Genomic DNA, 22,634 nt, shown 5'->3' with positions numbered 1-22,634 from the left:
CAGAAACAGGATCAAATGTACGATCAGACAGGTAAGTCCGGTCAAAGGCTGGCATTTTATGTTCATGCGCGAATCCATATCAAGTATTCATTCATGCATGAATATGAACTAAACTGCCCACCCGGCCCGGACACCACGGCGGCACTGCGCAGACAGGCCGCCAATCATTGGTCGCCATTAACGGTGGCAATTCGACACAGTTCAATCGAACTGCGGTAAAAAGCACGCCACATGGGCCCAAATGCAATTTGTGACTTACTGACAGCAGCACCCAAAGCCATGGCCAAACGCAGAAAAGAGGAAGCCCAGGAAACCCGCGAGCGCATCCTCGACGCGGCCATCACCGTATTCCATAAAAACGGTGTCGCCCGCCCCTCCCTCACCGAAGTTGCCGAACTCGCCGGCGTCACCCGCGGCGCCGTCTACGGGCACTTCCGCAACAAGGCGGACCTGCTCAACGCGCTCGCGGAACGGGTGCAATTGCCCGGGGAAAAACTGTGTGAATCCGCCAGCCCAGAACAAAAGAAAGACCCACTGGGGGTGCTGCGCACCCGCTGGCTGTGGCTGTTCCAGGAAGTGGCCTGCAACCGCGAGTGGCAGCTGATCCTGGAGATCATCTTTCACCGCTGCGAACTGGTTACCGAGAGTGGCGAGATTCAGCAACGCCTGATGCAGGGGCGCGCGGAGGGTATTGAGCGTATGCGCCAGCTGGTCAGCGCCGCTGTCGCGCAGGGGCAACTGCCCACGGATCTGAATATCGGCGTGACAGTGCCGATGCTGCACGGCTCACTGATCGGTCTGCTGCAGGAGTGGCTGCTGGATCCGCAGGTGGGTGATCTGGCCGACCTGGGAGAGCGCTACATCGATTCACTGATCGATATGGTGCGCTTCTCGCCGACGTTGCGCCACGAACACAAGGCGGTAGCGCTCCATTGATGCCGGGCTGTCCGGGACTACCGGCTGAAACCGAGCAGTAGGTAAACGCCCAGCACCAACACGACACCTGCCACCATACTGCCGGTCAGCCAGCTTCGCGCCATGATCCCGTCGGGCTTATAGTGACTGGTCATCGCCGTTAACAGCCGCTCGATAATCCTCAATGCACCCCTTCGCGCCCTCTCGTCCAGGCGGAATACGCCCGCGACAAAGTTGCGCGCGGCTGTCGGCAGCAAGCGCCGGTAGAGCCACTCGACATCCAGGTTCACCGACGGCAGCTCCGGCGGATACAGCCGCCGCAGGTTCAGCCACACGAACGCCAGCGCCGAGAAGAACAACAGCTGCAGCTGCGTCAGTACGTGAGTTAGGTCGTAGGGTGAATACGCCATCTCGAACGGCAGCAGGCTATATAGTGCCTGCGGATAGATTCCCACGGCCAGACACAGCGCCGCGGCGATACTCATGGCCACCAGCATATTGGTCGGCGGCTCCTGAGCGCGAATGCCCGAGTCGTGGGCGAAGAAGGCGAAGTATGGAATCTTGATGCCCGCGTGATGGAATACGCCCGCCGAGGCAAACAACAGGATCAGCCACACCCAATCGTAGCCGTTCTTGATCGCCGCGCTCATGATCATCGACTTGCTGACAAAACCGCTGAACAGCGGGAAGGCGGAAATCGAGGCGGCGCCGATAATGCACAGCACGGTGGTCTTCGGCATTGTCTTGTAGAGGCCGCCCAGCTCAGAGCCGTTGATGCGCCCGGTCATCTGCAGCACGGCACCCATGGACATAAACAGCAGCCCCTTGAAGATCACATCGTTGAACGCGTGCGCCACCGCACCGTTGATTGCCAGTGAGGTGCCGATACCGATACCCACCACCATAAATCCGAGCTGGTTGATCAGGCTGTAGGCCAACACGCGACGCAGGTCGTTTTCGATCACCGCATAGAAGATCGGGAAACACGCCATGGTCGCGCCGATATAGACCAGCAACTCGGTACCCGGATAGGCGCGCGCCAGCGCGTAAACGGCGACCTTGGTGGTAAACGCACTCAGGAAGACAGTGCCGGTAGGCGTCGATTCCGGGTAGGCGTCGGTCAGCCAGTTGTGGAAGAACGGGAAGGCACACTTGATGCCGAAGGCGAGGAAGATCATCCACTGGCCCATCGAACCCTGAGCGCCGTCCTCCAGCCCGATATTTCCGAATTCCAGCGAGCTGTGCGCCTGCGCGTAAAAAATAATACCGCCCAGCAACAGCAATCCGGACAGGATCTGCAGCGTGAAATAGCGCAGCCCTGCCAGGTAAGCGCGGCCGGTGCGACGCGCCCACACCAACATTACAGAAGTCAGCGCCAGCAGTTCCCAGAAGATGAATAGCGTCAGCAGGTCGCCGGCAAACACAGCGCCCAGCGCGCTGCCGGCATACAACAGACTCGCGACCTGCTGCATCGTATCGCGCAGGTGCAGCGAATAGACGATGGCAATCAGTGCGGCGATATGAAACAGATAGCCGAACAGCAGGCTCAGCCGGTCAGCGCGGAACAGCAGCAGATCAAAGTCCAGCACCGAATAGGCGCCGAAACTTCCGGGACCAAGCAGCCAGAGGTTCGCGAGTCCCAGCACAGGCACGGCGACCATCAACAGTGCGCGCGGCCAGCCGCGAACAAAGAGGGCGATTGCCGCCGCGACAAAAAACGGAATAAACGGAGCCACTTCAAACATCGCCGCGCCCTCGCTGCGAGTCACTCTCTACGAGCTCGACCCGGTCGTAGTAGTCCTCGGGGCGCATCAGGAATTTGCGCATCCACTTGGCGACGACAACCAGCAAGACACAGCCGACGAAGCCGTACAGCGGATAGAACGCCGGCAGCCCCTCCCAGCGGAACTCGGTATGACGGTGCACGACAAAATCCAGCGCCACCAGCAGTGCACAGATGCCGTAGAAAACCCGCAACATCAGGCGGATATTGGCCGGCTTATCAAAAAAATCCGATTTATCGCCACTCATACGCGCTCTAGATTCCAGCTTTGATCAGCAGATAGAAAACATCCGGATACAGCAACAGATAGATACAGCCGATGGCAGTGATGCCCAGTGCAATCAGCGACGGTAGCGGCGCCTCCCGTATCGCCACCGCTTCGCCCTGCTCCGCCAGCAACGATGGCTCGCTGTCGAATCCGTTAGCTGAGTTGCCGCCAAAAAAGGCGCGCAGCGGAATTGGCAGCAGGTAGGCGATACTGAGCAGCGAACTGGCCATCAACAGTGCCATCAAAATCCACTGCTGCGCCTCGAAAGTGCCCAGCATCAGGTACCATTTGCTCCAGGTACCGCCCGTCGGCGGAATGCCGATAATGCACAGACTGGCCACCAGGAAGGCGGTCATGGTGACCGGCATCTGCCGGCCGATACCGCGCAGCTCGCCGATCTCGGTCTTGTGTGCGGCTACCAGGATCGCGCCCGCGCAGAAGAACAGCGTAATCTTGCCGAAGGCGTGCATCACGATATGCAGTGCACTGCCCGTCGCGCCGGCGCTGGTCGCGAGTAATGCACCCAGGGTGATATACCCGAGCTGGCTAACCGTGGAATAGGCAAGGCGCTTCTTCAGGTTCTGCTGGCGCAGCGCGATAATGGACGCGAGCAGAATCGAAACCCCCGCCAGGTACAGCAGCCATTCGGTTGCAGGAATGCTGCGCAGTGTCTCCAGCCCGAAAATCATCAGGCAGACCTTCAGCAGCACAAAGACTCCGGCCTTGACCACCGCCACCGCATGCAACAGCGCACTGACCGGAGTGGGCGCCACCATCGCCGCCGGCAGCCAGCGGTGAAACGGCATGATGGCCGCCTTGCCGACACCGAAGACATAGAGCACCAGCAACACCGAAAGCAGTGCCGCGGAAGTGCCGGGCGCAAACACCCCGCCGGGTTTGAACGACAGGGTGCCGGCGAGCAGCCAGGTGGCGATAATTGCCAGCAGGAAAAAGCCGATGGAGGTACCGAGCAGCACGCTCAGGTACACCCTGCCCCCGCGGCGCGCCTTGTCGGTACCGGCATGCGTTACCAGCGGATAGGTGCAGAGGGTCAGAAGCTCGTAGAAGACAAATAAGGTAAACAGGTTTTCCGCAAACGCGATGCCCATTACCGAAGCGATCGACAGCGCAAAAAGACTGAAAAAGCGCGTCTGGTTTTCCTCGCCGTGGCCGCGCATATAGCCGATCGCGTACAGGGTGGTAACGATCCACAGGAAGCTAGCCACCAGTGCGAACAGCAGCCCCAGCGGCTCGATGCGAAACGCCAGCGCCATGCCGGGCAGCACGTCGAGCCAGTGCACCGCGATTTCCTTTCCTTCGATGACCGGGCCGTACATCGACGCCACTACGGCAAACAGCGCTGTGCCGGCGATTATCGATACGGCCTCACGCAGGTTCGCATGCCGGGCGGTCAACTGGATACCGACCAGCGCCAGTAACGGAATCAACAGCCCCAGTTGCACAAGAGTCGAATCGTTCACGGTGCAGCGCCTCCGAGCAGGAATTGCGAAGCCGCAGCCGTCACCGCCACCGGCAGGCGGGTATCAACGCCGAAATAAAGGTTGGCAGCGATCAACAACCAAGTGGGCAATAGCAGTCCGAGGGGGGCCTCGCGGCGGATCATCGCCAGGGCCTCCGGTGGAGACTGCAGGTAGCCGGCTTCCACCAGCCGCCAGACATAGAGCACCGCCAGCAGCGACCCCAACACTACCAGGATCGCCACCCACCAGAGACCGGCGTCGATAGCCGCCGCAACCAGGTACCACTTGCTGACAAAGCCGACGGTCAGCGGCATGCCGATCAGGCTGATGCCGCCGATCGCGATGGCCGCCATGGTCCAGGGCATGGTGCGGCCGAGCCCGCGAAAGCTATCGATGCGGCAGCCGCCTACCTGATAGACCAGCCCCGCCAGCGCCAGGAAAAGCCCGCCCTTCATCAACGCGTGGTTGAACAGGTGCAGCAGAGTCGCCTGCAGCGCCGTCGCAGTGCCGATACCGATACCCACCACCATGTAACCGACCTGCGCGACACTCGAATAGGCGAACATGCGCTTGATATCCACCTGGTAGATGGCCACTGCGGACGCAGCGAACACGCCCGCGAGTCCGAGACCGATCAACAGCAGCTCCAGCGGCAGACTGGCGAGGGCGAAATCCACCCCGAATACGGTGACGGTAAAACGCAGCAGCAGGTAGAGCGCCACCTTGGTGGCAGTTGCGGCGAGAAATGCGGTGACGATCGACGGCGCATAACTGTAGGCATTCGGCAGCCACAGATGCATTGGAAACAGTGCAAGCTTCAGACAGATGCCGACGAAAATAAACGCGAAAGCTGCGAGTACGGTTGTGGTACCGCTCACCGCCGGCAGGCGCGCGGCCAGATCGGCCATATTCAGGGTGCCGGTCATCATGTACAGAAAACCGATCCCGATCAGGATAAAGGTCGCGCCGATGGTGCCCATGATCAGGTACTGGAAAGACGCCCACAGTGCGCGGCGGTCGCGGCCCAGGGCGAGCAGTGCATAGCTGGACAGCGACGAGATCTCCAGAAACACAAACACATTGAAAACATCGCCGGTGGCGACGATTCCCAGCAGCCCCGCGAAGCACAGCAGGTAGAGTGTGTAGAAGAGCATCTGCCGGCCGGCAGCCAGTTCCCGCGCGATGCTGCTGTGTGCTGCGGCGATGACTGCGCTGCTGAGACCGGACACGATCAGCAACACCCAGGCATTCAGCAGGTCGATACGGTACTCGATGCCCCAGGGCGCATCCCAGCCGCCGAGAGCGTAACTGATCGGACCCGTGGTGTAGACCTGCTGTAACAGCAATGCACTGACAGCGAGCGCCGCCAGACAGACACCCAGCGTAAACAGCCACACGAGCGTGGCCCTGCGAATGATCAGGCAAGATGGTGCTGCCACCAGCGGCAGAATGACCTGCAGTATCGGAAGATGGCTCAGCACGGCTTTTCTTCTCCCGCAACTCGCCCCGCAGCCTGAAAATCTTCGGCGGCCTGAATATCCCGCTCCTCAACACTGCCATAGGCGCGTTTGATGCGGATCACCAGCGCCAGCGCCAGCGCCGTGGTGGCAATGCCGACGACGATGGCGGTGAGTATCAGTACGTGGGGCAATGGATTTGAATAGAGGTTTTCGCCCTGCTCCAGAATCGGCGCGCCACCGCCGTCGACCTTGCCGACGCTGATATAGAAGATGAACACCGAGGTCTGGAAGATATTCAGCCCGATAACTTTCTTGATCAGGTTGCCCTGGGCGATGACCATGTAGAGTCCGATCATCATCAGGGCAATCACCACCCAGTAGTTGTAAAGCGATGTCAGCAACACGTTATCCCGCCCTCCCCTCGACTGTCTCCACTTCCGGCTCCGGCAGCCGCCCGTGGCGCCGTAACTGCGCGGAGAAGGCGTAGAAAATCAATATCATCACCGCCGCCACGGTAATGCCGACTCCCAGTTCGATGGCGATGATGCCGACATGCTGCCCGCTGACCGGAGTGCCGGCGAGCGCGCTGTAGTCGAGAAAGTTCCTGCCGGTAGCCAGCCCCAGCAGGCCGACGGACCCATAGATCATTACACCGACAGCGGCGAGCAGCTGCACCAGGCCATGGCCGGCGACCCGGTGCACCGCGTCGAGCCCGAACACCAGTCCGTACAGAATAAAGCCCACCGCAAAAATTACCCCGGCCTGAAAACCACCACCGGGGCCATACTCGCCATGAAACTGCACATAGAGGGCAAACAGCATGATCGGCGCGATCAGAATCTTGGCCACCACGCGCAGCACCAGGTCGTGGGACTGCTCAGCCGCACGCGGTGTCGAATTCTGCACGGGGGAGCGGCTGTCGCTGCCACCGAGCAGAAGCGCCAGTACACCGAGCCCTGCGGTGAATATCACTACCACTTCACCCAGGGTATCGAGGGCCCTGTAACTAGCCAGTACCGACGTAACGATATTGGGAATGCCAATCTCCGCCATAGACTCACCGATGTAACGCGGCGCCACATGCTCGTGTGCCGGCGCGTCGGCAGCGCCGAACGCCGGCATGTCGAAGGTGGCAGCCAGCAGCAGCGCCCCGACGGCAGCAACCAGTGATAAGGCCAGGACCGCCCGGGTTTTGTCTGACCGCTGGCGGCGGCCGCACAGCGCCAGCGTCAACAGGATCAACAGCGGCGCGATGCCGGCACCGACCGCCGCCTCGGTAAAGGCCACGTCCACCGCCCCCATCGTCATAAAGAAACTCGCAGAAAGCAGCCCATAAATGCCGGCGAGCATCGCCGCAGCGAACAGGTCTCTGGTCCAGGCGATCGCCACGGCGGTCGTCAGCAGCATCGCGAGTAATGAAATATCCAGTAACAGTTCCATCAGCTTTGTATCTCCACCGCCGCCTAGACCCGATCCGTATTGAGCGCGTCCGCTTCGGCAACCTCTGCCGGAGCGCTCACAGGCTCTGCCGGCCCACGTTTTCCGCCGCGGCTTCCGCTACCGGACAATTTCCACTCGCTGTGCTGGGCGGCCCTGGCCAGTGCGTGACTCGCAACGGGACCGGTAAAGAAAAGGAACAGCAGAATCAGGCCGAGCTTGAACAGCGCCAGGCTCCAGCCGGCGAGCAACATCAAGCCGCCGAGAATCAGAAAGGTCGCCAGGGTGTCAGTGACACCGGCAGCATGCATGCGGGTATAGAAATCGGGAAAGCGCAGCAGGCCGACGGCACCGGACAGCATAAAGAAGCAGCCCAGGGCGAGCGCACAACCGCTGAGCAGCAAAACAATTTGCTCAATCATCCATCACCTCGCCGCCGTTGCTGGAGCGGAACTCAAAATAGCGCAGCACACCGATCACGCTGACAAAATTGATCAGCGCGTACACCAGCGCAATATCGAGAAATTCCGGCTTGCCGAGCGTGAAGCAGATCACCGCGATCAGCAGCACCGTCTTGGTACCGAAGACATTCACGGCGAGAATGCGGTCGTAGATAGTCGGCCCCAGCAACGCCCTTGTCAGCGCCATCGCCATGACCACCAGCAGTGCAATAATCGTTGTGGCCAGCATTATTCTTCCAGCACCCTTACCCGCCGTTCCATATCACCGCGGCGCAGCTCCTCTATTCCGTCAGCGTCCAGCGCGTGTACCAGGACTTCATCGCCTTCGATTGCCACTGCCACGGTGCCCGGTGTCAGCGTGATCGAATTCGCGTAGAGCACTTTGCCCAAATCAGTCCGCAGGCTGGTTCTCAGCCGCGCATGGGTGGGAGAGATGACGGATTCACTCGGACTGAAGACGCTGCGCCACACGCAGGCGACCACCTGCAGGTTGCTCTGCACAATCTTGCACAACAGCCACCAGTAGTAGCCCGGCAACGCCGCGGCCAGGTGCAGTGGCTGGGACTCGCGATCCACCAGTTGCATCCGCCGGGCCAGCAGTATCACCAGGGCGATCGACAGCAGGCCGAACGTCAGCAGCAGCGGCGTGTAGAGGCCGGAATTGGCCAGCCAGATAAAGGCCAGCACCGCGATCAGGGAGAGGGTGTAACGCATACTCAACTCGCACAGACTCAGCCGTTAATGCCGGCAACACAGCAACATCAGCTCTGGATCACCGCGTCGCACAGATAGTGGGCGTCAAACACCCGACGCATCACGACCGCCGCTTCCGCATCCGGTGCAAACTGCTTATCTTCGGCGGCGACCTTGGCGATCAGCTGTTCCAGGGTCTCCCCCTCGGGCAGACAGTAGCGGCTGTTGAGGCGCTGTTCCGCGGCATCGGACAGACGGCTGGCGCGGGTACGTATGGCCCGGGCGACAAACTCAGATGGGAGATCCGCTACGGCGACAATCTCATTACTTGCTGACAGGTAACCCTGTATGAACGCCCTGCAGCTGGATGTGGCCGCCGATTGACTGTCGCTCTGGTAGGACTTGCACGCGGACACCAGCGCGGTCGCAGTCATCGGCTCCAGTGCGGCCAGCGACTGGCTGAAAATCAGCGCCAGTGGCGCTCCGATAGATATCCCTATTCGCATTGTTCTCGCCATAAATGCCTACGGTTTATCGATCTTCTTGTTGCGATCACTTTGGCATTTTTGCTGTACCGAATATTGTCAGGGTTGTGAAAAAGTGTGGCAGAGTTTGTCGGCGCACCTCACCGGCCTACCCTGCCCGATGCCAGGTGCCGTGAGTTGGCGCGCTGCGGGGGCTCTGTTACAGTCCGGCATAGTGTGCCGCACGGCGCAACATTACACCTACTGTAACAATTGACAACAATTCGAAGTGGTTCCGATGGCAGCGCCGAAAGCCTGTGTACTGGTGGTCGATGATGACTGCGATATCCGCGACCTGATCGCCCGGCTGCTGACAACAGAGGGCTACAGCGTCGTGACGGCGGCGGACGGCGAGGAGATGTCTCGGCTGATGGCGCAGCGGCCGGTGGACTTGATCCTGCTCGACGTGATGCTGCCGGGCCAGGATGGCTTCGAGCTGTGCCGACAGCTGCGCAGTGACACGGAGATGCCGCCGGTGATCATGGTCACCGCCAAGGATGACGAGATCGATCGCGTTGTGGGGCTGGAACTGGGCGCCGATGACTACATCGTCAAGCCGTTCAGCGGCCGCGAACTGCTCGCGCGAATCAAGGCGGTGCTGCGCCGCGCGCGGCAACCGGCGGTCAGCGGCAAGCGCGGTGCCTATCGCTTCTCCGGCTGGCGCTTCTACCCGGCGCAGATGGAACTGTACGACGTCGACGCCACCGCGATTCCGCTCTCCACCAGCGAGACCGAATTGCTGCTCGCCTTCGTGCAGAATCCCCAGGTGCCACTGTCCCGCGACCGCCTGCTGGATCTGACCAAGGGCCGGGACAGTTTCCCCTTCGACCGCAGTATCGACTCCCACGTCAGCCGGCTGCGACGCAAGCTTGGCGACGATGCGAAGAAGCCGGAAATCATCAAGACCGCCTGGGGTACCGGTTATATGTTCACCTATGCGGTCGAGGCGGAGTGAACGCAGGGTGAAGTTCCGGCTGCCACACACGATCCGGTCGCGCACGATTCTGGTGCTGTTCTGTGCCTTCCTGCTCTCGCACACGATCAGTCTGGCGATTTACGAATTCAACCGAGACAAGACGATCCTGCTGACCGAGGCCACAGACATGGCAGATCGCATTATTGGCGTGGTTGAGTTGGCGCGTAGCTTTCCGGAACGAGACCGCCAGCGCATTCTCGCCGCGGCGGAAACCCAGTTCCTGACCATGTTTCCCGAGCCCGGGAATCTCGACGACGAGCGCTGCCGTGACAACGAATTTTCGCATCGTCTGGCAGAATCTCTCGACGCCGCCTTCGCCGATGTACCCGACTTCCATGCGCAGGTCTGTTTGCGTCGGCTGAAGCCCGCCCCCCTGCTCGCCAGAAACGAGCCATTGCACGGCTTCGACGTGTTGGTCGCGGTCAATTTTCCCGATAACGAGCGCGCCGTGTTTCACGCGATACTGCCGGAAGGCGAATCCCTGATCCACGATGCCGTGCTGGTGTACCTGTTGTTCTCCGGGCTCATCGCGCTGCTGCTGGCCGGTTACCTGATTCGCAAAACCGTGGCGCCGCTCGGCCAGCTGGCCAAGGCCGCGGACAGCATTGGCACCAATATTGACACACCACCGCTGCCGGAAAATGGGCCAACCGAAGTCGCCGCCGCCGCCCGCGCCTTTAATCGCATGCAGCAGCGCCTCGCCCGAATGGTACACGGCCAGACAGAAATGCTCGCCGCGATCTCTCACGATCTGCGCTCCGCGGTCACACGTCTGCAGTTGCGTGCGGAATTACTGCAGGATCACCAGGAGCGGGAGGGGCTGCAGCGGGTGGTCGATGACATGAAAACCATGATCCAGTCAGTACTGGATTTTGTCCGCGGCCTTGATCCTAGCGAGACGCCCCGTAGAACCGATCTCAGCGCACTGGCGGAGAGCCTTTGCGACGACCTGAAAGAGGAAGGCTACCCGGTGCAGTTTTGCGGCGGCGGTACAGACTGCGTGACCGAATGCCGGCCGGTTGTGCTGCGGCGCAGCCTGCACAACCTTATCGACAACGCAATCAAGTACGGTAGCGAGGCGAAAGTCAGCGTCGAAAGCCGTGCAGATAGCATCCATATCGCGGTGGAAGATTGCGGACCGGGTATCCCCGCGCACGAACTGGAGGCGGTGCTGCAGCCTTTCTATCGCCTGGAAAAATCCCGCAACAGCAAGACCGGCGGCGTCGGTCTCGGTCTGTCCATCACTGGCAACACCGTCCAGGCCCACGGCGGCGAACTCTTGCTGGAAAATATGGATGGCGGTGGTCTGCGGGTACAAATGAAGCTGTCCAAGTGCTGACATCAGATCAGACAGCGTTGGTAAGGGGCTGCGGACTCTGCTAAATCGGCGGACAATACGAAAGCCAGCAACGCGCACAGCGGCGACTGATGTTGGTGGTTCCGCTGTCACTCGTACTGATCGCCCTACTGCTCGACTTCGCCTCCAACACCATTGGCCAGACCCCGCTGATCTTGCGGCCCGGGGCTAATCCGGCTGAAGCCAGATTTGGACTTGTGACCGACCGGTACCAATAGTGTTGTCCCAACTCTGCCGAAATAGCTTCGACCGGAACGGCAAATTCAGCCATATCAGAGGCTTAGCAATGTTAATTAATGTAAAAACTGCTACTTTTTTGACCAGTTTCAGCGAGCCAACATCTCCGAAACTGGCACGTAATGGCAAAATCACCGCCTCTCAGCGCAATCATTTCCCCCTTTGACCCCGCCGAAGGCACCAACTGTCTCGCATTAGAAGCATTTCATGCCCTTTGGAGCTTTCAGCCTTTATACTTGTCCTAAGCTATAGGTCGCCGTCGCCCACGGGACGCCGGCAGCCTGTGAAGTAGGACGTATAAAGAGACTCCCTATGCTTACGAATCGGATCGCCGTTCTGTTTTCCGGCTTCTTGCTCCTCACCCTGCTGTCCGCGACCACACAGGCCGAAACCAGCGCCCTGCAGGCCGAACAGGACCATGGCAGTACAGCCCGTGAGATTGTCGGCAAGCTGGAGATGCTGCACTACAACAAGCTGAAGGTTGGAGACGAGATGTCCGAGGGCCTCTGGGACGAATATGTCGAAGCCCTGGATCCGACCAAGAGCTACTTCCTCGCCTCCGATATCGCCGAGTTCCGCGAGTGGCGTACCAAGCTGGATGACCAGCTCCGCGCCGGTGATGTCAAGGCGGGCTTCGAGATCTACAACCGCTATCGCCTGCGGGTCACCGACCGCCTGAACAACATCGTGTCGCAACTGGACAAGGGCCTGCCCGCGTTCGACTTCACCCGCGACGAGTCACTGGCGTTGGACCGCGAGGAAAGCCAGTGGCCGGCCTCCATCAGTGCCGCCGATGAGCTGTGGCGCAAGCGCCTGAAAAGCAGCGTGCTCAACCTGCGCCTGACCGGCAAGGAAGATGAAGAGATCCGCGATCTGCTGTCACGCCGCTACAAGGGTCAGCTGAAGCGCGTCGAGCAACAGAACAGCGACGACGTGTTCGAGCTGTACATGAACTCGCTGACGCGCCTGTACGATCCGCACAGCAACTACCTGTCGCCGCGCTCGCTGGAAAACTTCAACATGAGCATGTCACTGTCCCTCGAGGGCATTGGCGCTGTGCTACAGGCGGAAGAGGAATACACCAAAGTCGCGCGGCTGGTAGCCGGCGGCCCGGCTGACCGCACCGGCAAGATCAAACCGAACGACAAGATTGTTGCGGTTGGTCAGGACAAAGAAGGTGAGATGGTCGACGTGGTCGGCTGGCGCCTGGACGATGTGGTCGACCTGATCCGCGGCGCTGCCGGAACCTTCGTGCGCCTCGAAACCATTCCCACCGGCGGCGACGGCAGCCACAAGACCATCCTGATTCAGCGCAGCAAGGTCAAGCTCGAGGACCAGGCGGCCAAGAAAGCCACTTTCGAGTTCTCCGACGGTGAGAAGTCATACAAGATCGGCGTAATCAACCTGCCGACCTTCTATATCGATTTCGAGGCCTATCGCCGCCGCGACCCGAACTACAAGAGCACCACCCGCGATGTGGCCAGGCTGCTCGCCGAGCTGAAAGAGGAGAAAGTCGACGGCATTATCCTCGATCTGCGCAACAATGGCGGCGGTTCCCTGCAGGAAGCCACCATGCTCACCGACCTGTTTATCGACCAGGGTCCGGTGGTACAGATTCGCCACGCCAACGAGCAGATCTCGCGGCACAACCGCTCGCGCTCGCGCGCCATGTATCGCGGCCCGCTGATGGTACTGATCAACCGCCTGTCCGCGTCCGCTTCGGAAATTTTTGCCGGTGCCATCCAGGACTACAACCGCGGCCTGGTGGTGGGTAACCAGTCTTTCGGCAAGGGCACCGTACAGACCATGGCGCCGCTGAAAGAGGGGCAGCTGAAGATCACCCAGTCAAAGTTCTACCGCGTGTCCGGTGACAGCACCCAGCACGCCGGCGTCACCCCGGACATTCCGATGCCGCAGCTGATCGATGCCGAGAGTGTGGGCGAAAGCGCGTATGACACCGCCCTGCCCTGGGATAAGATTCACGCAGTGCCACACGCCAAGTACTTCAATCTGAAGGACCTGCTGCCGGATCTGATCAGCAAGCACAACCAGCGCACGTCCGCGGATCCGGACTTCATCTTCCTGCGCGAGCAGTTCCAGTACGAGAGCGAGCGCGCCGATCGGAAATTCGTTTCCCTGAACGAGTTCGCCCGCGAAGAGGAGCGCAAAAACCTCAACGAGCGCCTGCTGACAATGGAGAACCGCCGCCGCACCGCCAAGGGACTCGAGCCCTACGCGAGTTTCGAGGCCTATGAAGAAAGCGAGTCTGAAGATGTCGCGACCATCGGCGGTCCGGTGGAAATCAAACTGGAGAAAGATCCGATCCTGAACGAGGCCGGCTACATCATGGCGGACTTTATCGGCCTAGGTGAAAAAATGAGCAAGACTCCGCCCCAGGTGGCGGACTTCAATTCGCGTTAAATGCGCCCAAGTAATTAATCAATATGAGGGTGCGCCTTGCGCACCCTTTAACCATAAGAAATTCAGGTTGGGTGCGCCCGACCTTTTTATTTTCCGGGGGGAAAAATGAAAGTCGTTTCCTTTAACGTCAACAGTATCCGCGCGCGCCTGCACCAGCTGGCCGCCCTGGTAGAGGGACACCAGCCCGACATCATCGGCCTGCAGGAAACCAAGGTGACCGATGAGGACTTCCCGGTGGACGAGGTCCGCGAACTCGGTTACGAGCTGATCTATTTCGGCCAGAAGACCCACTACGGTGTCGCCCTGCTCTCGCGACTGCCGTTCATCGACCGCGAATACGGCTTCCCGAAAGAAGACAAGAATGCCCAGCGGCGCATGGTAGCCGGCAAGTTCGATATCGGCGGCAAGGAGCCGCTGACTGTGATCAACGGCTACTTCCCCCAGGGGGAAAACCGCGAGCATCCGGTTAAATTCCCGGCCAAGCGCAAATACTACGCGGACCTCGACGATTACCTGCAGACCACCTGCAAACCGGAGGCACCGGTGCTGGTAATCGGCGATATGAATGTCTCCCCGACCGATCTGGATATCGGTATCGGTGAACCCAACCGCAAGCGCTGGCTGCGCGATGGCAAGTGCAGCTTCCTGCCGGAAGAGCGCGAGTGGCTGCAGAAAATCGAGGATTGGGGCCTGGTGGATACGTTCCGCGCCCAGAATCCGGACACCAACGATATCTTCAGCTGGTTCGATTACCGCAGCCGCGGTTTCGACCGCGAGCCGAAGCGCGGCCTGCGCATCGACCTGATCCTGGCGAGCAAGCCCCTGGCCGACGCCTGTGTGAATACCGGTGTCGACTACGACATCCGCGCAATGGAGCGCCCGTCAGACCACGCGCCGGTCTGGGCGGAGTTTAAGCTCTAAACCCGACGCGAAAGCGGCCGGCACACTCGCCGGCCTTTTTTTGCCCTTTTCATATATGGTTTTCCATATATACTTCCAGCCAGTAAACAGCCCTCACAAATGCTGCTCTATTTCACTGTGAGGCAACCCGGCGCACACAGTGGTGGCCGAAAGCGGAGACCAGTGGATGAACCCCGTACAGTTTTACAAATGCCTCGCCGATGAAACCCGACTGCGCAGTTTGCTGTTGATCGTCCACGAGGGGGAACTGTGCGTGTGCGAACTGACCGAGGCCCTGGGGGAAAGCCAGCCAAAGATATCCCGACATCTGGCGCAACTGCGCAACTGCGATCTGCTGCAGGATCGGCGACAGGGACAGTGGGTCTTCTACCGTCTCAATCCCGCCCTGCCCACCTGGGCCACATCGGTATTGCAGGAAACCCTGGAAGCCAACCGTCCGTTCGTGGCCGACAACCTGCGCAAATTGCACCGGATGGGGGCCAGGCCGGAGCGAGAGCACCTCTGTTGCTGAGGGAAATTGAGCTCTAGATATATGTCTTGTCATATAACTAGTATTAGTAACAACAGACAAACGGATTTTTCGGAGATCAACGATGGCGATTAGAGTGGGTATCAACGGTTTCGGCAGAATTGGCCGGCTGGCTCTGCGCGCGGCCTGGAACTGGCCGGAACTGGAGTTTGTGCAGATCAATGATCCGGCCGCCGACGCGGAGACATTGGCACACCTGCTCAATTTCGATTCGGTTCACGGGCGCTGGCAGCACTCGGCAAGCGCCGCGGGTAATACGATAACCATTGACGGACAGCGGCTGACCTGTACCGGCAACAAGTCCATCGCCGATACCGACTGGTCCAACTGCGACCTGGTCATCGAGGCTTCCGGCAAGATGCGCTCCACAGAACTGCTGCAGGCCTACCTGGATCAGGGCGTGAAACGTGTCGTCGTTACCGCACCGGTCAAGGAAGAGAGTGTGCTCAATGTGGTGATGGGTGTTAACGACCATCTTTACGACAGCAACAGGCACCGCATTGTCACCGCCGCGTCCTGCACGACCAACTGCCTGGCGCCGGTTGTAAAAGTGCTTCATGAGAACCTGGGTATCAAACACGGTTCCATGACCACCATTCATGACGTGACCAACACCCAGACAATTCTCGATGCGCCGCACAAGGATCTGCGCCGTGCCCGCGCCTGTGGCATGAGCCTGATTCCGACCACTACCGGCTCCGCAACGGCGATCACGGCCATTTTTCCCGAGCTTACCGGCAAACTGAACGGCCACGCGGTACGCGTGCCGCTGGCCAACGCCTCGCTAACCGATTGCGTTTTCGAGGTCGAGCGGCCCACCGATGCCGAAGAGGTCAACCGTCTGTTCAAGGCTGCGGCGCAAAGTGAACTGAAAGATATTCTCGGCTACGAGGAACGCCCGCTGGTATCCATCGACTACAAGACGGATCCACGCTCCAGCATCATCGACGCACTGTCGACGATGGTCGTCAACGACACGCAGGTCAAAATCTATGCCTGGTATGACAACGAATGGGGTTATGCCAACCGCACCGCGGAGCTGGCACGGATGGTAGGCGCTGCAGACCAGAACGCTTAGAAAACAATTTCTTCGGTGCTCGCGGGCGTATGTGCACTGGCGCTGCACTTTGTCGTCCGCGAGCTCACATCCATTTTGATCACGCTTTCCAGATGCAATTGATTTCCGCCCTGCCCCCCCAAGTACGCCAGTATCTGCTGGTCACCGGTAATTACTGGGCGTTCACGCTGACCGACGGCGCCCTGCGCATGCTGGTGGTGCTCTATTTCCACGAGCTCGGCTACAGCCCGCTGCAGATAGCGATGCTGTTTCTGTTCTACGAGATATTCGGTGTGGTGACCAACCTTGTCGGTGGATGGCTCGGTGCACGCCTCGGCCTCAACCGCACGATGAATATCGGACTGGCGCTGCAGGTAATGGCACTGTCTATGCTGCTGGTGCCAACCACCCTGCTGACCGTGCCCTGGGTAATGGCCGCCCAGGCCCTGTCAGGTATCGCCAAGGATCTGAACAAAATGAGCGCCAAGAGCGCGATCAAGTTACTGCTGCCCGCGGAGGCGCAGGGTGCGTTGTACAAGTGGATCGCGCTGCTGACCGGCTCAAAAAACGCGCTGAAGGGCGTTGGCTTCTTCCTCGGTGGCGCGCTGTTGGCGCTGTTAGGATTCAAGGGGGCAGTGCTATTGATGGCCATCGCTCTGGCGCTCGTCTGGCTGCTGAGCACTGTGCTGCTGAAAAAAGACCTGGGCAAGGCCAGCGCAAAAAGCCGCTTTCGCGATATCTTTTCCAACAGCCGAGCGGTCAATGTGCTGGCTGCGGCGCGGTTGTTTTTATTCGCCTCGAGGGATGTCTGGTTCGTGGTGGCACTGCCTGTGTTCCTCGCCAGCCAGTTCGGCTGGGACTATTGGCAAGTGGGCGGATTCCTCGCACTGTGGATTATCGGCTACGGCGCCGTCCAGTCCGCGGCCCCACGGATTACCGGAAGTCAATCCGGAAAACTGCCAGACGGTCGCACCGCCTTGCAATGGGCCACTGCACTGGCTGCACTCCCTGCGCTGATCGCCATTGCACTCAACGGAGGAATCCATCCCGCCGCGAGTCTGCTTGGCGGGCTGCTGCTGTTTGGAATAGTTTTCGCGATCAATTCCGCCCTGCACAGCTATCTGATTGTCAGCTACGCGCGCGAGGACGGGGTCTCGATGGATGTCGGCTTCTACTATATGGCCAATGCGCTCGGCCGCCTGCTCGGCACCCTGCTGTCGGGCTGGGTTTACCAGCACGCAGGGCTGGAGGCGTGCCTGTGGATTTCCAGCGCATTCCTGACTCTGGCCGCCGCAACATCCCTACTGCTACCCAAGCATCGCACCGGCAAGTATTCCACCTGAGCGCTTTTTCGCCCAGCACCCGGTTGAGCATAACCGCCAGGCGCACAGCGCCCTGCCTCAGACGCTGTTCGACAGCGCTGCGACTGCTTAGGTAATAACCTTCTCACAGATTGGAATTCGCTGTTTAAGCGTGGCTGTGCACCAGGCGCTGGGAGTCGGCAGCCCATTCCGACGCATTACTGCCGGACCACAGCTGGCGTTGATGCTCATCAATATTTCCGAGTTGCGCATCTGCGTATGCCTGCCAATCCCGAATAAAGCCCGCGGGGAGATAGACATCCCAGAGTGCATGCAGGTTAGTCGTATAACCGAAGAAACGTACTTCTACGTCATTCCCGCCCCGGTCGGCGGCCAGCCCGGTATGCGGCGGCTGGTGTAGATCGCCGACGAGGCAGAAGAGGTCAACCCGATGACCAGCTTCATGGCTTTCTCCAACTACAGTGGTGTCGCGACCGCCGATGCCGATGATCTGGGTACCGCCACATCGAACTATGCGATTCCGTACCGCTTCACGCTGACGCTGGATTACGGTCGCGAATTCTTCGATGGCTACGAAACCCGGGGGACGCTGTTCGGCTCACTGCTGGCGCTGGTCGAGCCCGGGGGCAAAAGGCACATCCTGCACCTATTGCGGCGGCACCGGGTGGTTTCATCCCCGTAATTACTCCGCCATCTGCCACCACACTAGTATGTGTGAGAGCGACCACAGCAACTCACGGCCTGGCTCTTCATAGGATATAGGATCTGATAGCGGTATGAGCAGACCTAAAAACCCGAAATTCAGCGCTTACTATATTGTAGGCAAGGCCTTTTCCCTGCTGTTCCTCTCCATGTGCGTAGCCATCCTGATCTCCACCGTCTTCACATTCGGCGAATTTATATTCTCAACTGCTTTCTTCTACAGGGAGCATGAAATTCCGCAACTAGTCATCAACGCCATTAGTAACCTGATCATTGCGCTCGCCATGTTCGAGCTCTTCCTGGTAATCGATGTCGACGAACACCCGCGGTCAAGACACCAGACCATGCACGTGCTACTCAACTCTGCCCCGCGGTTTATTATTGTGGTATGCGTCGCCCTGGCCCTGGAAGGCTTGGTGCTTGTCATCAAATTCAGCCAGGATGCAAACAAAGAAGAGCTGATCTACCCCATGGTCGTGGTAGTGAGTTCCGCGATCCTCCTCATCGGCCTCGGAATCTTCCTCAAGATCTGCCCCCGGCCTCCCCAGGACGAAAGCTTGGCACCACCCACCGACCAATTTCCCGAAAGTTCTGACTGAACGCTCACGCGAAAAACTCTGCGGCTGACTCGATGGAGTTTCACTGCTTGTCTTGGGGGCGCTCACGGATACCCGTGAAGGCTCTGGCAATGCCTTTCTATGTAGCTCGATTTCGAGCCGTTGCGGCGGTGCATGGGCGCTTGTTTCAGCGGATGGCGGAAGCAGCAACATTGCGCCATGGAGAAGGCTGGCAGCGAGTAACGCCAGGACGATTGCCCGGTGAATGCGTGGAGTAATCCGGCGCGCCGGGGAGGATATGAAGTAGGCAGGAGGGCGAGGGTCGAGACCGATCGCTTCGGACATCATTTATCTTCCCTGATTCATTGTGCTGGCGGCTAGAGTGGCGGCGGCAGCGATCGTTCCTGAAGCGGTTTTTGTAGGCACACTTTTTTATTCTCACTACCAGGGGTGCCGTTTTTGTCATGGCGCTCGCGCTGGCCGCCGTGTGGCTACTGAGCCTGGCTTTGCTGAAAAAGGATCTAGGCAAGACCAAAGGGAAAAGCAGGTTCCGCGATGTTTTTTCCAAAAGCCGCGCAGTCAACGTGCCGGTCGCAGCGCGGTTGTTTTTGTTCGCGTCGCGGGATGTCTGGTTCGTGGTGGCGCTGCCAGTATTCCTGGCCAGCCAGTTCGGCTGGGATCATTGGCTGGTGGGCGGGTTCCTGGCACTGTGGATCATAGGCTACGGCATCGTCCAGGCGGCCGCGCCGCGGATTACCGGCATGCAATCCGGGGGGTTACCAGATGGCCGCTCCGCCTTTCGATGGGCCATCGTGCTGGCAGTGATCCCGGCCCTGATCGCGACGGCGCTTATCGGAGGAATTCATCCGGCTGCCAGCCTGCTTGGCGGCCTGTTGCTTTTCGGCATAGTGTTCGCGGTCAGCTCGTCGCTGCACAGTTACCTTATAGTCAGCTATGCGCGCGAAGACGGTGTCTCGATGGATGTCGGCTTTTACTATATGGCCAATGCGCTCGGGCGCCTGCTCGGCACCCTGCTGTCGGGCTGGGTTTACCAGCACGCAGGGCTGGAGGCGTGCCTGTGGATCTCGAGTGGATTCCTGCTGTTAACCGCTGCCATATCCGTGCTGCTGCCAAAGCACCGCGGGGCGCAGACTACGCTTAAGGAGAACGAAAAGGCATGGCCGCCGGCCGCATTCGGAAGGGGTGTGGGCGAGCCTGCGGCCCGCCTGACCATTTAATAGCGAAACCTTCCCGCGGGAAGTGATTTCTTATACCAGTTTCTGGCCGCGTTAGAGCCCTCGTGCGTCAGGCGTTAACGAGCCAGCGCTCAAGAGTCTCCCGCAGTGCATCCTTGCTCAGGGGTTTGGTCAGGAAGTCGTCCATACCCGCCGCCAGGCAACGGCCCTCGAACTGCTCTTCCGTGGTACTGGTCAATGCAATGATCGGCAGGCGATCTTCCGGTCTGTTATCCGCCTCCCAGTGGCGCAGTGTCTCGATAATCTGCGCGCTATGATCGGTATTCTGCTGGCAGTCAACCAACACCAGGTCGTATTGAACTTCAGGTAGCTGTTCCAGGGCGTCCATTACGGATGCGGCGACATCCACGCGATAGCCCAGTGCCTGCAACATCTCCTCGGTGACGCCCTGATGCTGGCGCGACTCCTCGATCAGTAATAGCGAGTGCTGGCGCGGCAGGTCGCCGCCGGTGGTGACTATTCGACGGCTAGTCTTCTTGACCCCGCCGAACAGACGCGTAATCAGCGCATCGTGCAGCTCCTTGCGTGTGGCGGGTCGCCCCAGGTATTGAGCACCAGGCAGAACCTGCAGCACCTGCGTGAAATCCGATTTGTGCCCATAGCCGCCCAGGCAGAGTAGCGGGAATTCACTGGTATCCGCATCCAGCTGCTTAAAGAAATCGGCTACTGCAGTCAGCAGTCCGCTGTCGCCCATGGCCGGCGCCAGCAGTACCAGCTGCTTTCTGTCTACCGCCAGTCGCAGTGACTCCTGCACCTGCTCCCGGGTATCCGCTTTCCATTTGATCGTGCCGACCTCCATTCCGAAGGAACGCAGCACCTGTGCCAGACCGGCTACAAACAGCCCTTTCTGGTGCACCAGCAATACTTCAAAATCCTGCAGTCGACGATCGGGCGTCAGATAAACCCGCTGATTGGGTTCCATCGTGAATTTAATCACCGCCTGATAGCGGTTGCCGTCCGGCGTCGAGTGAAGCTGCAGGTAGCCGCCCATGGCTTCCGCCAAGCCCTTGGCGATCGACAGGCCGAGTCCGGTGGTGACCTGCGTCGTATCCAGGCGCGCGAAGGCGCCGAACAGTTCACTCTCGTCCGGCAGGATTTCGCCGCGACCGTCGTCGATCAGGCTGATCGTCAGCTGACCTTCGGCGCTGGTGATCGGCGTAAAGCTCACCTGCCCCCAGAGTTCACCAACCTGGGCGATTACGGTGGCCGAGTCGACCAGGTTACGGATCAACTGTGCGGTTTTGCGGTTGTCGCCGGTCACCATCACCGGCAGGTTGTCATCGATCTGGAAATTGAATTCGAGTCGCTGGCGGTGCGCCGCACGGGCAGCGAACTTGAACGACTTCTCGATCGTCTTGACCAGATTGAAGCTACCCTGGCGCAGGCGAATATCCTTGCGCGCAACGCGGGTAAACAGCCCCACATTGTCCACCAGCTTCAACTGCTGGCTGCTGGCAGTTTTCGCCAGACGCACCCATTCGCGCTGCCGCTCCGACAGCGGCTCCGCTTCGAGTAGTGCCAGCGCACCCAGGGAATCCGACAGCTGGCTGCGGAATTCCTGACCGATGTTGGCCACGAATTCATTGGTGAGTTCCACCGCGGCCTCGGAGTGTTTGCGCGCTGCGGCCAGACTACTGGCGCGCTGCTGCAATTCCTGCATGGCGGCGAGTCGGTCCCAGTAATTCTCCGACTCGCGGCGCGCCTGGTGCGCAGTCAGCCAGACAAATGCCAGCGTCAGCGCACCGTAGATGGTGCCAAGGATCTCCCCGGACATAATGGCCATGGCCGCCGCCGGCAGCAGGGGCCAGGCGATAAACCAGGTCAGAAAGCGATGATAAGGGGCAAACACTGTCGTCACGCTGGAACAGAAGACGACCGTGTAGAGCCACAGGAATTGTGTTTCCGGCGCAAACCCCAGCAGCCAGATATGGCAAAACAGAATCAGCCCCCACCAGGCAGCGCCTGCGGTAGAAGCGAGGAAATAGCGCCGGCGCCAGCGGTGCGGCCCGGTGGAATAGAGATAGCCGAAGCGGAAAACGTAATAGCCGCGCAGCATCGTTACCAACACCAGGCCGATGCCCAGTGCCAGCAGCAGCTGCGGCGCCTCGACACGGAGGTCGCCAATGGCGGCCGCGATCAGGAATGCCGCCACCGACAACAGCATGCCGCGCCGACTGTATTTCGCAATGCGCGTATCGGTGACGCGGCAGACGCGGCGGTCCTTTTGGACTTTCAGTTCCGGGCGGTCAAATATCGGCATGGAGATCTTCCCTGGAC

General features: G+C 59.8%; 23 protein-coding genes. 11 read left to right on the top strand and 12 right to left on the bottom strand.

Annotated elements, in window-relative coordinates; all coding sequences use genetic code 11:
* Window positions 1-279: 279 nt before the first annotated feature.
* Window positions 280-936 (top strand): TetR family transcriptional regulator, encoded by a 657-nt coding sequence (locus BLW36_RS02230; RefSeq protein WP_091384701.1) that lies wholly within the window; start codon window positions 280-282, stop codon window positions 934-936.
* A 17-nt stretch (window positions 937-953) separates the two neighbouring features.
* On the opposite strand, the gene BLW36_RS02225 is transcribed toward BLW36_RS02230, so the two are convergent.
* From BLW36_RS02225 to BLW36_RS02180, 10 genes are read right to left on the bottom strand one after another with little or no spacing between them, the layout of a single operon-like run.
* Window positions 954-2,660, bottom strand: a complete 1,707-nt coding sequence (locus BLW36_RS02225; RefSeq protein ID WP_091384699.1) for a Na(+)/H(+) antiporter subunit D — start codon at window positions 2,658-2,660, stop codon at window positions 954-956.
* Complete coding sequence (locus BLW36_RS02220) at window positions 2,653-2,946, bottom strand: hypothetical protein (RefSeq protein ID WP_091384697.1); 294 nt, start codon at window positions 2,944-2,946, stop codon at window positions 2,653-2,655. The genes BLW36_RS02225 and BLW36_RS02220 overlap by 8 nt, the downstream gene beginning before the upstream one ends.
* Before the next feature lie 7 nt (window positions 2,947-2,953).
* Window positions 2,954-4,447, bottom strand: a complete 1,494-nt coding sequence (locus tag BLW36_RS02215) for a proton-conducting transporter transmembrane domain-containing protein (protein WP_091384695.1) — start codon at window positions 4,445-4,447, stop codon at window positions 2,954-2,956.
* Window positions 4,444-5,928 (bottom strand): monovalent cation/H+ antiporter subunit D family protein, encoded by a 1,485-nt coding sequence (locus tag BLW36_RS02210; RefSeq protein ID WP_091384693.1) that lies wholly within the window; start codon window positions 5,926-5,928, stop codon window positions 4,444-4,446. Before BLW36_RS02210 ends, BLW36_RS02215 begins: the two co-directional genes overlap by 4 nt.
* Window positions 5,922-6,311: a cation:proton antiporter subunit C gene (locus tag BLW36_RS02205; RefSeq protein ID WP_211567119.1), complete on the bottom strand. Its 390-nt coding sequence runs from the start codon at window positions 6,309-6,311 to the stop codon at window positions 5,922-5,924. The genes BLW36_RS02210 and BLW36_RS02205 overlap by 7 nt, the downstream gene beginning before the upstream one ends.
* A gap of 1 nt (window position 6,312) precedes the next feature.
* Window positions 6,313-7,347 carry a DUF4040 domain-containing protein gene (locus BLW36_RS02200; protein WP_091384691.1) on the bottom strand — a complete coding sequence of 345 codons (1,035 nt, stop codon included), beginning with the start codon at window positions 7,345-7,347 and terminating at the stop codon, window positions 6,313-6,315.
* 23 nt (window positions 7,348-7,370) lie between these two features.
* Entirely contained in the window at window positions 7,371-7,766 is a 396-nt protein-coding gene (mnhG, locus tag BLW36_RS02195) for a monovalent cation/H(+) antiporter subunit G (protein ID WP_091384690.1), read from the bottom strand.
* Window positions 7,759-8,034, bottom strand: coding sequence for an MrpF/PhaF family protein (locus tag BLW36_RS02190; protein WP_091384689.1), 276 nt, complete (start codon window positions 8,032-8,034; stop codon window positions 7,759-7,761). The genes mnhG and BLW36_RS02190 overlap by 8 nt, the downstream gene beginning before the upstream one ends.
* On the bottom strand, window positions 8,034-8,519 hold the full coding sequence (locus tag BLW36_RS02185; RefSeq protein ID WP_091384687.1) for a Na+/H+ antiporter subunit E: 486 nt from the start codon (window positions 8,517-8,519) through the stop codon (window positions 8,034-8,036). Before BLW36_RS02185 ends, BLW36_RS02190 begins: the two co-directional genes overlap by 1 nt.
* A 47-nt stretch (window positions 8,520-8,566) precedes the next feature.
* On the bottom strand, window positions 8,567-9,004 hold the full coding sequence (locus BLW36_RS02180; protein WP_091384684.1) for a Rap1a/Tai family immunity protein: 438 nt from the start codon (window positions 9,002-9,004) through the stop codon (window positions 8,567-8,569).
* A 256-nt stretch (window positions 9,005-9,260) separates the two neighbouring features.
* Between BLW36_RS02180 and BLW36_RS02175 the strand changes: the two genes are divergently transcribed.
* The 7 genes from BLW36_RS02175 (at window position 9,261) to arsJ (ending at window position 17,863) form a co-directional block, all read left to right on the top strand.
* Window positions 9,261-9,977 carry a response regulator gene (locus tag BLW36_RS02175; protein WP_091384682.1) on the top strand — a complete coding sequence of 239 codons (717 nt, stop codon included), beginning with the start codon at window positions 9,261-9,263 and terminating at the stop codon, window positions 9,975-9,977.
* A gap of 7 nt (window positions 9,978-9,984) precedes the next feature.
* The gene (locus tag BLW36_RS02170) at window positions 9,985-11,337 is read left to right on the top strand and encodes an ATP-binding protein (protein ID WP_170833090.1); all 1,353 of its coding nucleotides are present in this window, start codon (window positions 9,985-9,987) and stop codon (window positions 11,335-11,337) included.
* Between the two features lie 567 nt (window positions 11,338-11,904).
* Complete coding sequence (locus tag BLW36_RS02165) at window positions 11,905-14,013, top strand: carboxy terminal-processing peptidase (RefSeq protein WP_091384677.1); 2,109 nt, start codon at window positions 11,905-11,907, stop codon at window positions 14,011-14,013.
* A gap of 105 nt (window positions 14,014-14,118) precedes the next feature.
* Window positions 14,119-14,934 carry an exodeoxyribonuclease III gene (xthA, locus tag BLW36_RS02160; RefSeq protein ID WP_091384672.1) on the top strand — a complete coding sequence of 272 codons (816 nt, stop codon included), beginning with the start codon at window positions 14,119-14,121 and terminating at the stop codon, window positions 14,932-14,934.
* A 166-nt stretch (window positions 14,935-15,100) separates the two neighbouring features.
* Window positions 15,101-15,445, top strand: a complete 345-nt coding sequence (locus BLW36_RS02155) for a metalloregulator ArsR/SmtB family transcription factor (protein WP_091384670.1) — start codon at window positions 15,101-15,103, stop codon at window positions 15,443-15,445.
* An 82-nt stretch (window positions 15,446-15,527) separates the two neighbouring features.
* On the top strand, window positions 15,528-16,541 hold the full coding sequence (locus BLW36_RS02150; protein WP_091384668.1) for an ArsJ-associated glyceraldehyde-3-phosphate dehydrogenase: 1,014 nt from the start codon (window positions 15,528-15,530) through the stop codon (window positions 16,539-16,541).
* Between the two features lie 92 nt (window positions 16,542-16,633).
* A complete protein-coding gene (gene arsJ / locus BLW36_RS02145) occupies window positions 16,634-17,863 on the top strand; it encodes an organoarsenical effux MFS transporter ArsJ (protein WP_091384665.1) in 1,230 nt (409 codons plus the stop codon).
* Window positions 17,864-17,987: 124 nt separating this feature from the next.
* On the opposite strand, the gene BLW36_RS17670 is transcribed toward arsJ, so the two are convergent.
* Entirely contained in the window at window positions 17,988-18,218 is a 231-nt protein-coding gene (locus BLW36_RS17670) for a S1/P1 nuclease (protein ID WP_425286748.1), read from the bottom strand.
* Window positions 18,219-18,272: 54 nt separating this feature from the next.
* On the opposite strand from BLW36_RS17670, the gene BLW36_RS17470 reads away from it, so the two are divergent.
* The 3 genes from BLW36_RS17470 (at window position 18,273) to BLW36_RS02130 (ending at window position 20,339) form a co-directional block, all read left to right on the top strand.
* Complete coding sequence (locus BLW36_RS17470; protein WP_244506101.1) at window positions 18,273-18,524, top strand: hypothetical protein; 252 nt, start codon at window positions 18,273-18,275, stop codon at window positions 18,522-18,524.
* A 94-nt stretch (window positions 18,525-18,618) separates the two neighbouring features.
* A complete protein-coding gene (locus BLW36_RS02135) occupies window positions 18,619-19,143 on the top strand; it encodes a hypothetical protein (protein WP_091384663.1) in 525 nt (174 codons plus the stop codon).
* Between the two features lie 422 nt (window positions 19,144-19,565).
* On the top strand, window positions 19,566-20,339 hold the full coding sequence (locus tag BLW36_RS02130; RefSeq protein WP_139304796.1) for an MFS transporter: 774 nt from the start codon (window positions 19,566-19,568) through the stop codon (window positions 20,337-20,339).
* Window positions 20,340-20,406: 67 nt separating this feature from the next.
* Here BLW36_RS02130 and BLW36_RS02125 read toward each other — a convergent pair whose 3' ends face one another.
* Window positions 20,407-22,617: a response regulator gene (locus tag BLW36_RS02125; RefSeq protein WP_091384661.1), complete on the bottom strand. Its 2,211-nt coding sequence runs from the start codon at window positions 22,615-22,617 to the stop codon at window positions 20,407-20,409.
* Window positions 22,618-22,634: the final 17 nt, after the last annotated feature.

This window comes from Microbulbifer marinus (genome assembly GCF_900107725.1).
Classification (GTDB): domain Bacteria; phylum Pseudomonadota; class Gammaproteobacteria; order Pseudomonadales; family Cellvibrionaceae; genus Microbulbifer; species Microbulbifer marinus.
Note: the sequence above shows the minus strand (reverse complement) of the source record. Positions and strands in the feature narration are given on the sequence as shown.

Coding starts and splice junctions, on each gene's coding strand:
- BLW36_RS02185 (WP_091384687.1), bottom strand. CDS start 8,519: ATGCGTTACACCCTCTCCCTGATCGCGGTGCTGGCCTTTATCTGGCTG.
- BLW36_RS17470 (WP_244506101.1), top strand. CDS start 18,273: ATGACCAGCTTCATGGCTTTCTCCAACTACAGTGGTGTCGCGACCGCC.
- mnhG (WP_091384690.1), bottom strand. CDS start 7,766: ATGATTGAGCAAATTGTTTTGCTGCTCAGCGGTTGTGCGCTCGCCCTG.
- BLW36_RS02230 (WP_091384701.1), top strand. CDS start 280: ATGGCCAAACGCAGAAAAGAGGAAGCCCAGGAAACCCGCGAGCGCATC.
- BLW36_RS02200 (WP_091384691.1), bottom strand. CDS start 7,347: ATGGAACTGTTACTGGATATTTCATTACTCGCGATGCTGCTGACGACC.
- arsJ (WP_091384665.1), top strand. CDS start 16,634: ATGCAATTGATTTCCGCCCTGCCCCCCCAAGTACGCCAGTATCTGCTG.
- BLW36_RS02225 (WP_091384699.1), bottom strand. CDS start 2,660: ATGTTTGAAGTGGCTCCGTTTATTCCGTTTTTTGTCGCGGCGGCAATC.
- BLW36_RS02150 (WP_091384668.1), top strand. CDS start 15,528: ATGGCGATTAGAGTGGGTATCAACGGTTTCGGCAGAATTGGCCGGCTG.
- BLW36_RS02165 (WP_091384677.1), top strand. CDS start 11,905: ATGCTTACGAATCGGATCGCCGTTCTGTTTTCCGGCTTCTTGCTCCTC.
- BLW36_RS02175 (WP_091384682.1), top strand. CDS start 9,261: ATGGCAGCGCCGAAAGCCTGTGTACTGGTGGTCGATGATGACTGCGAT.
- BLW36_RS02180 (WP_091384684.1), bottom strand. CDS start 9,004: ATGCGAATAGGGATATCTATCGGAGCGCCACTGGCGCTGATTTTCAGC.
- BLW36_RS02190 (WP_091384689.1), bottom strand. CDS start 8,034: ATGCTGGCCACAACGATTATTGCACTGCTGGTGGTCATGGCGATGGCG.
- BLW36_RS02135 (WP_091384663.1), top strand. CDS start 18,619: ATGAGCAGACCTAAAAACCCGAAATTCAGCGCTTACTATATTGTAGGC.
- BLW36_RS02220 (WP_091384697.1), bottom strand. CDS start 2,946: ATGAGTGGCGATAAATCGGATTTTTTTGATAAGCCGGCCAATATCCGC.
- xthA (WP_091384672.1), top strand. CDS start 14,119: ATGAAAGTCGTTTCCTTTAACGTCAACAGTATCCGCGCGCGCCTGCAC.
- BLW36_RS02130 (WP_139304796.1), top strand. CDS start 19,566: ATGGCGCTCGCGCTGGCCGCCGTGTGGCTACTGAGCCTGGCTTTGCTG.
- BLW36_RS02125 (WP_091384661.1), bottom strand. CDS start 22,617: ATGCCGATATTTGACCGCCCGGAACTGAAAGTCCAAAAGGACCGCCGC.
- BLW36_RS02155 (WP_091384670.1), top strand. CDS start 15,101: ATGAACCCCGTACAGTTTTACAAATGCCTCGCCGATGAAACCCGACTG.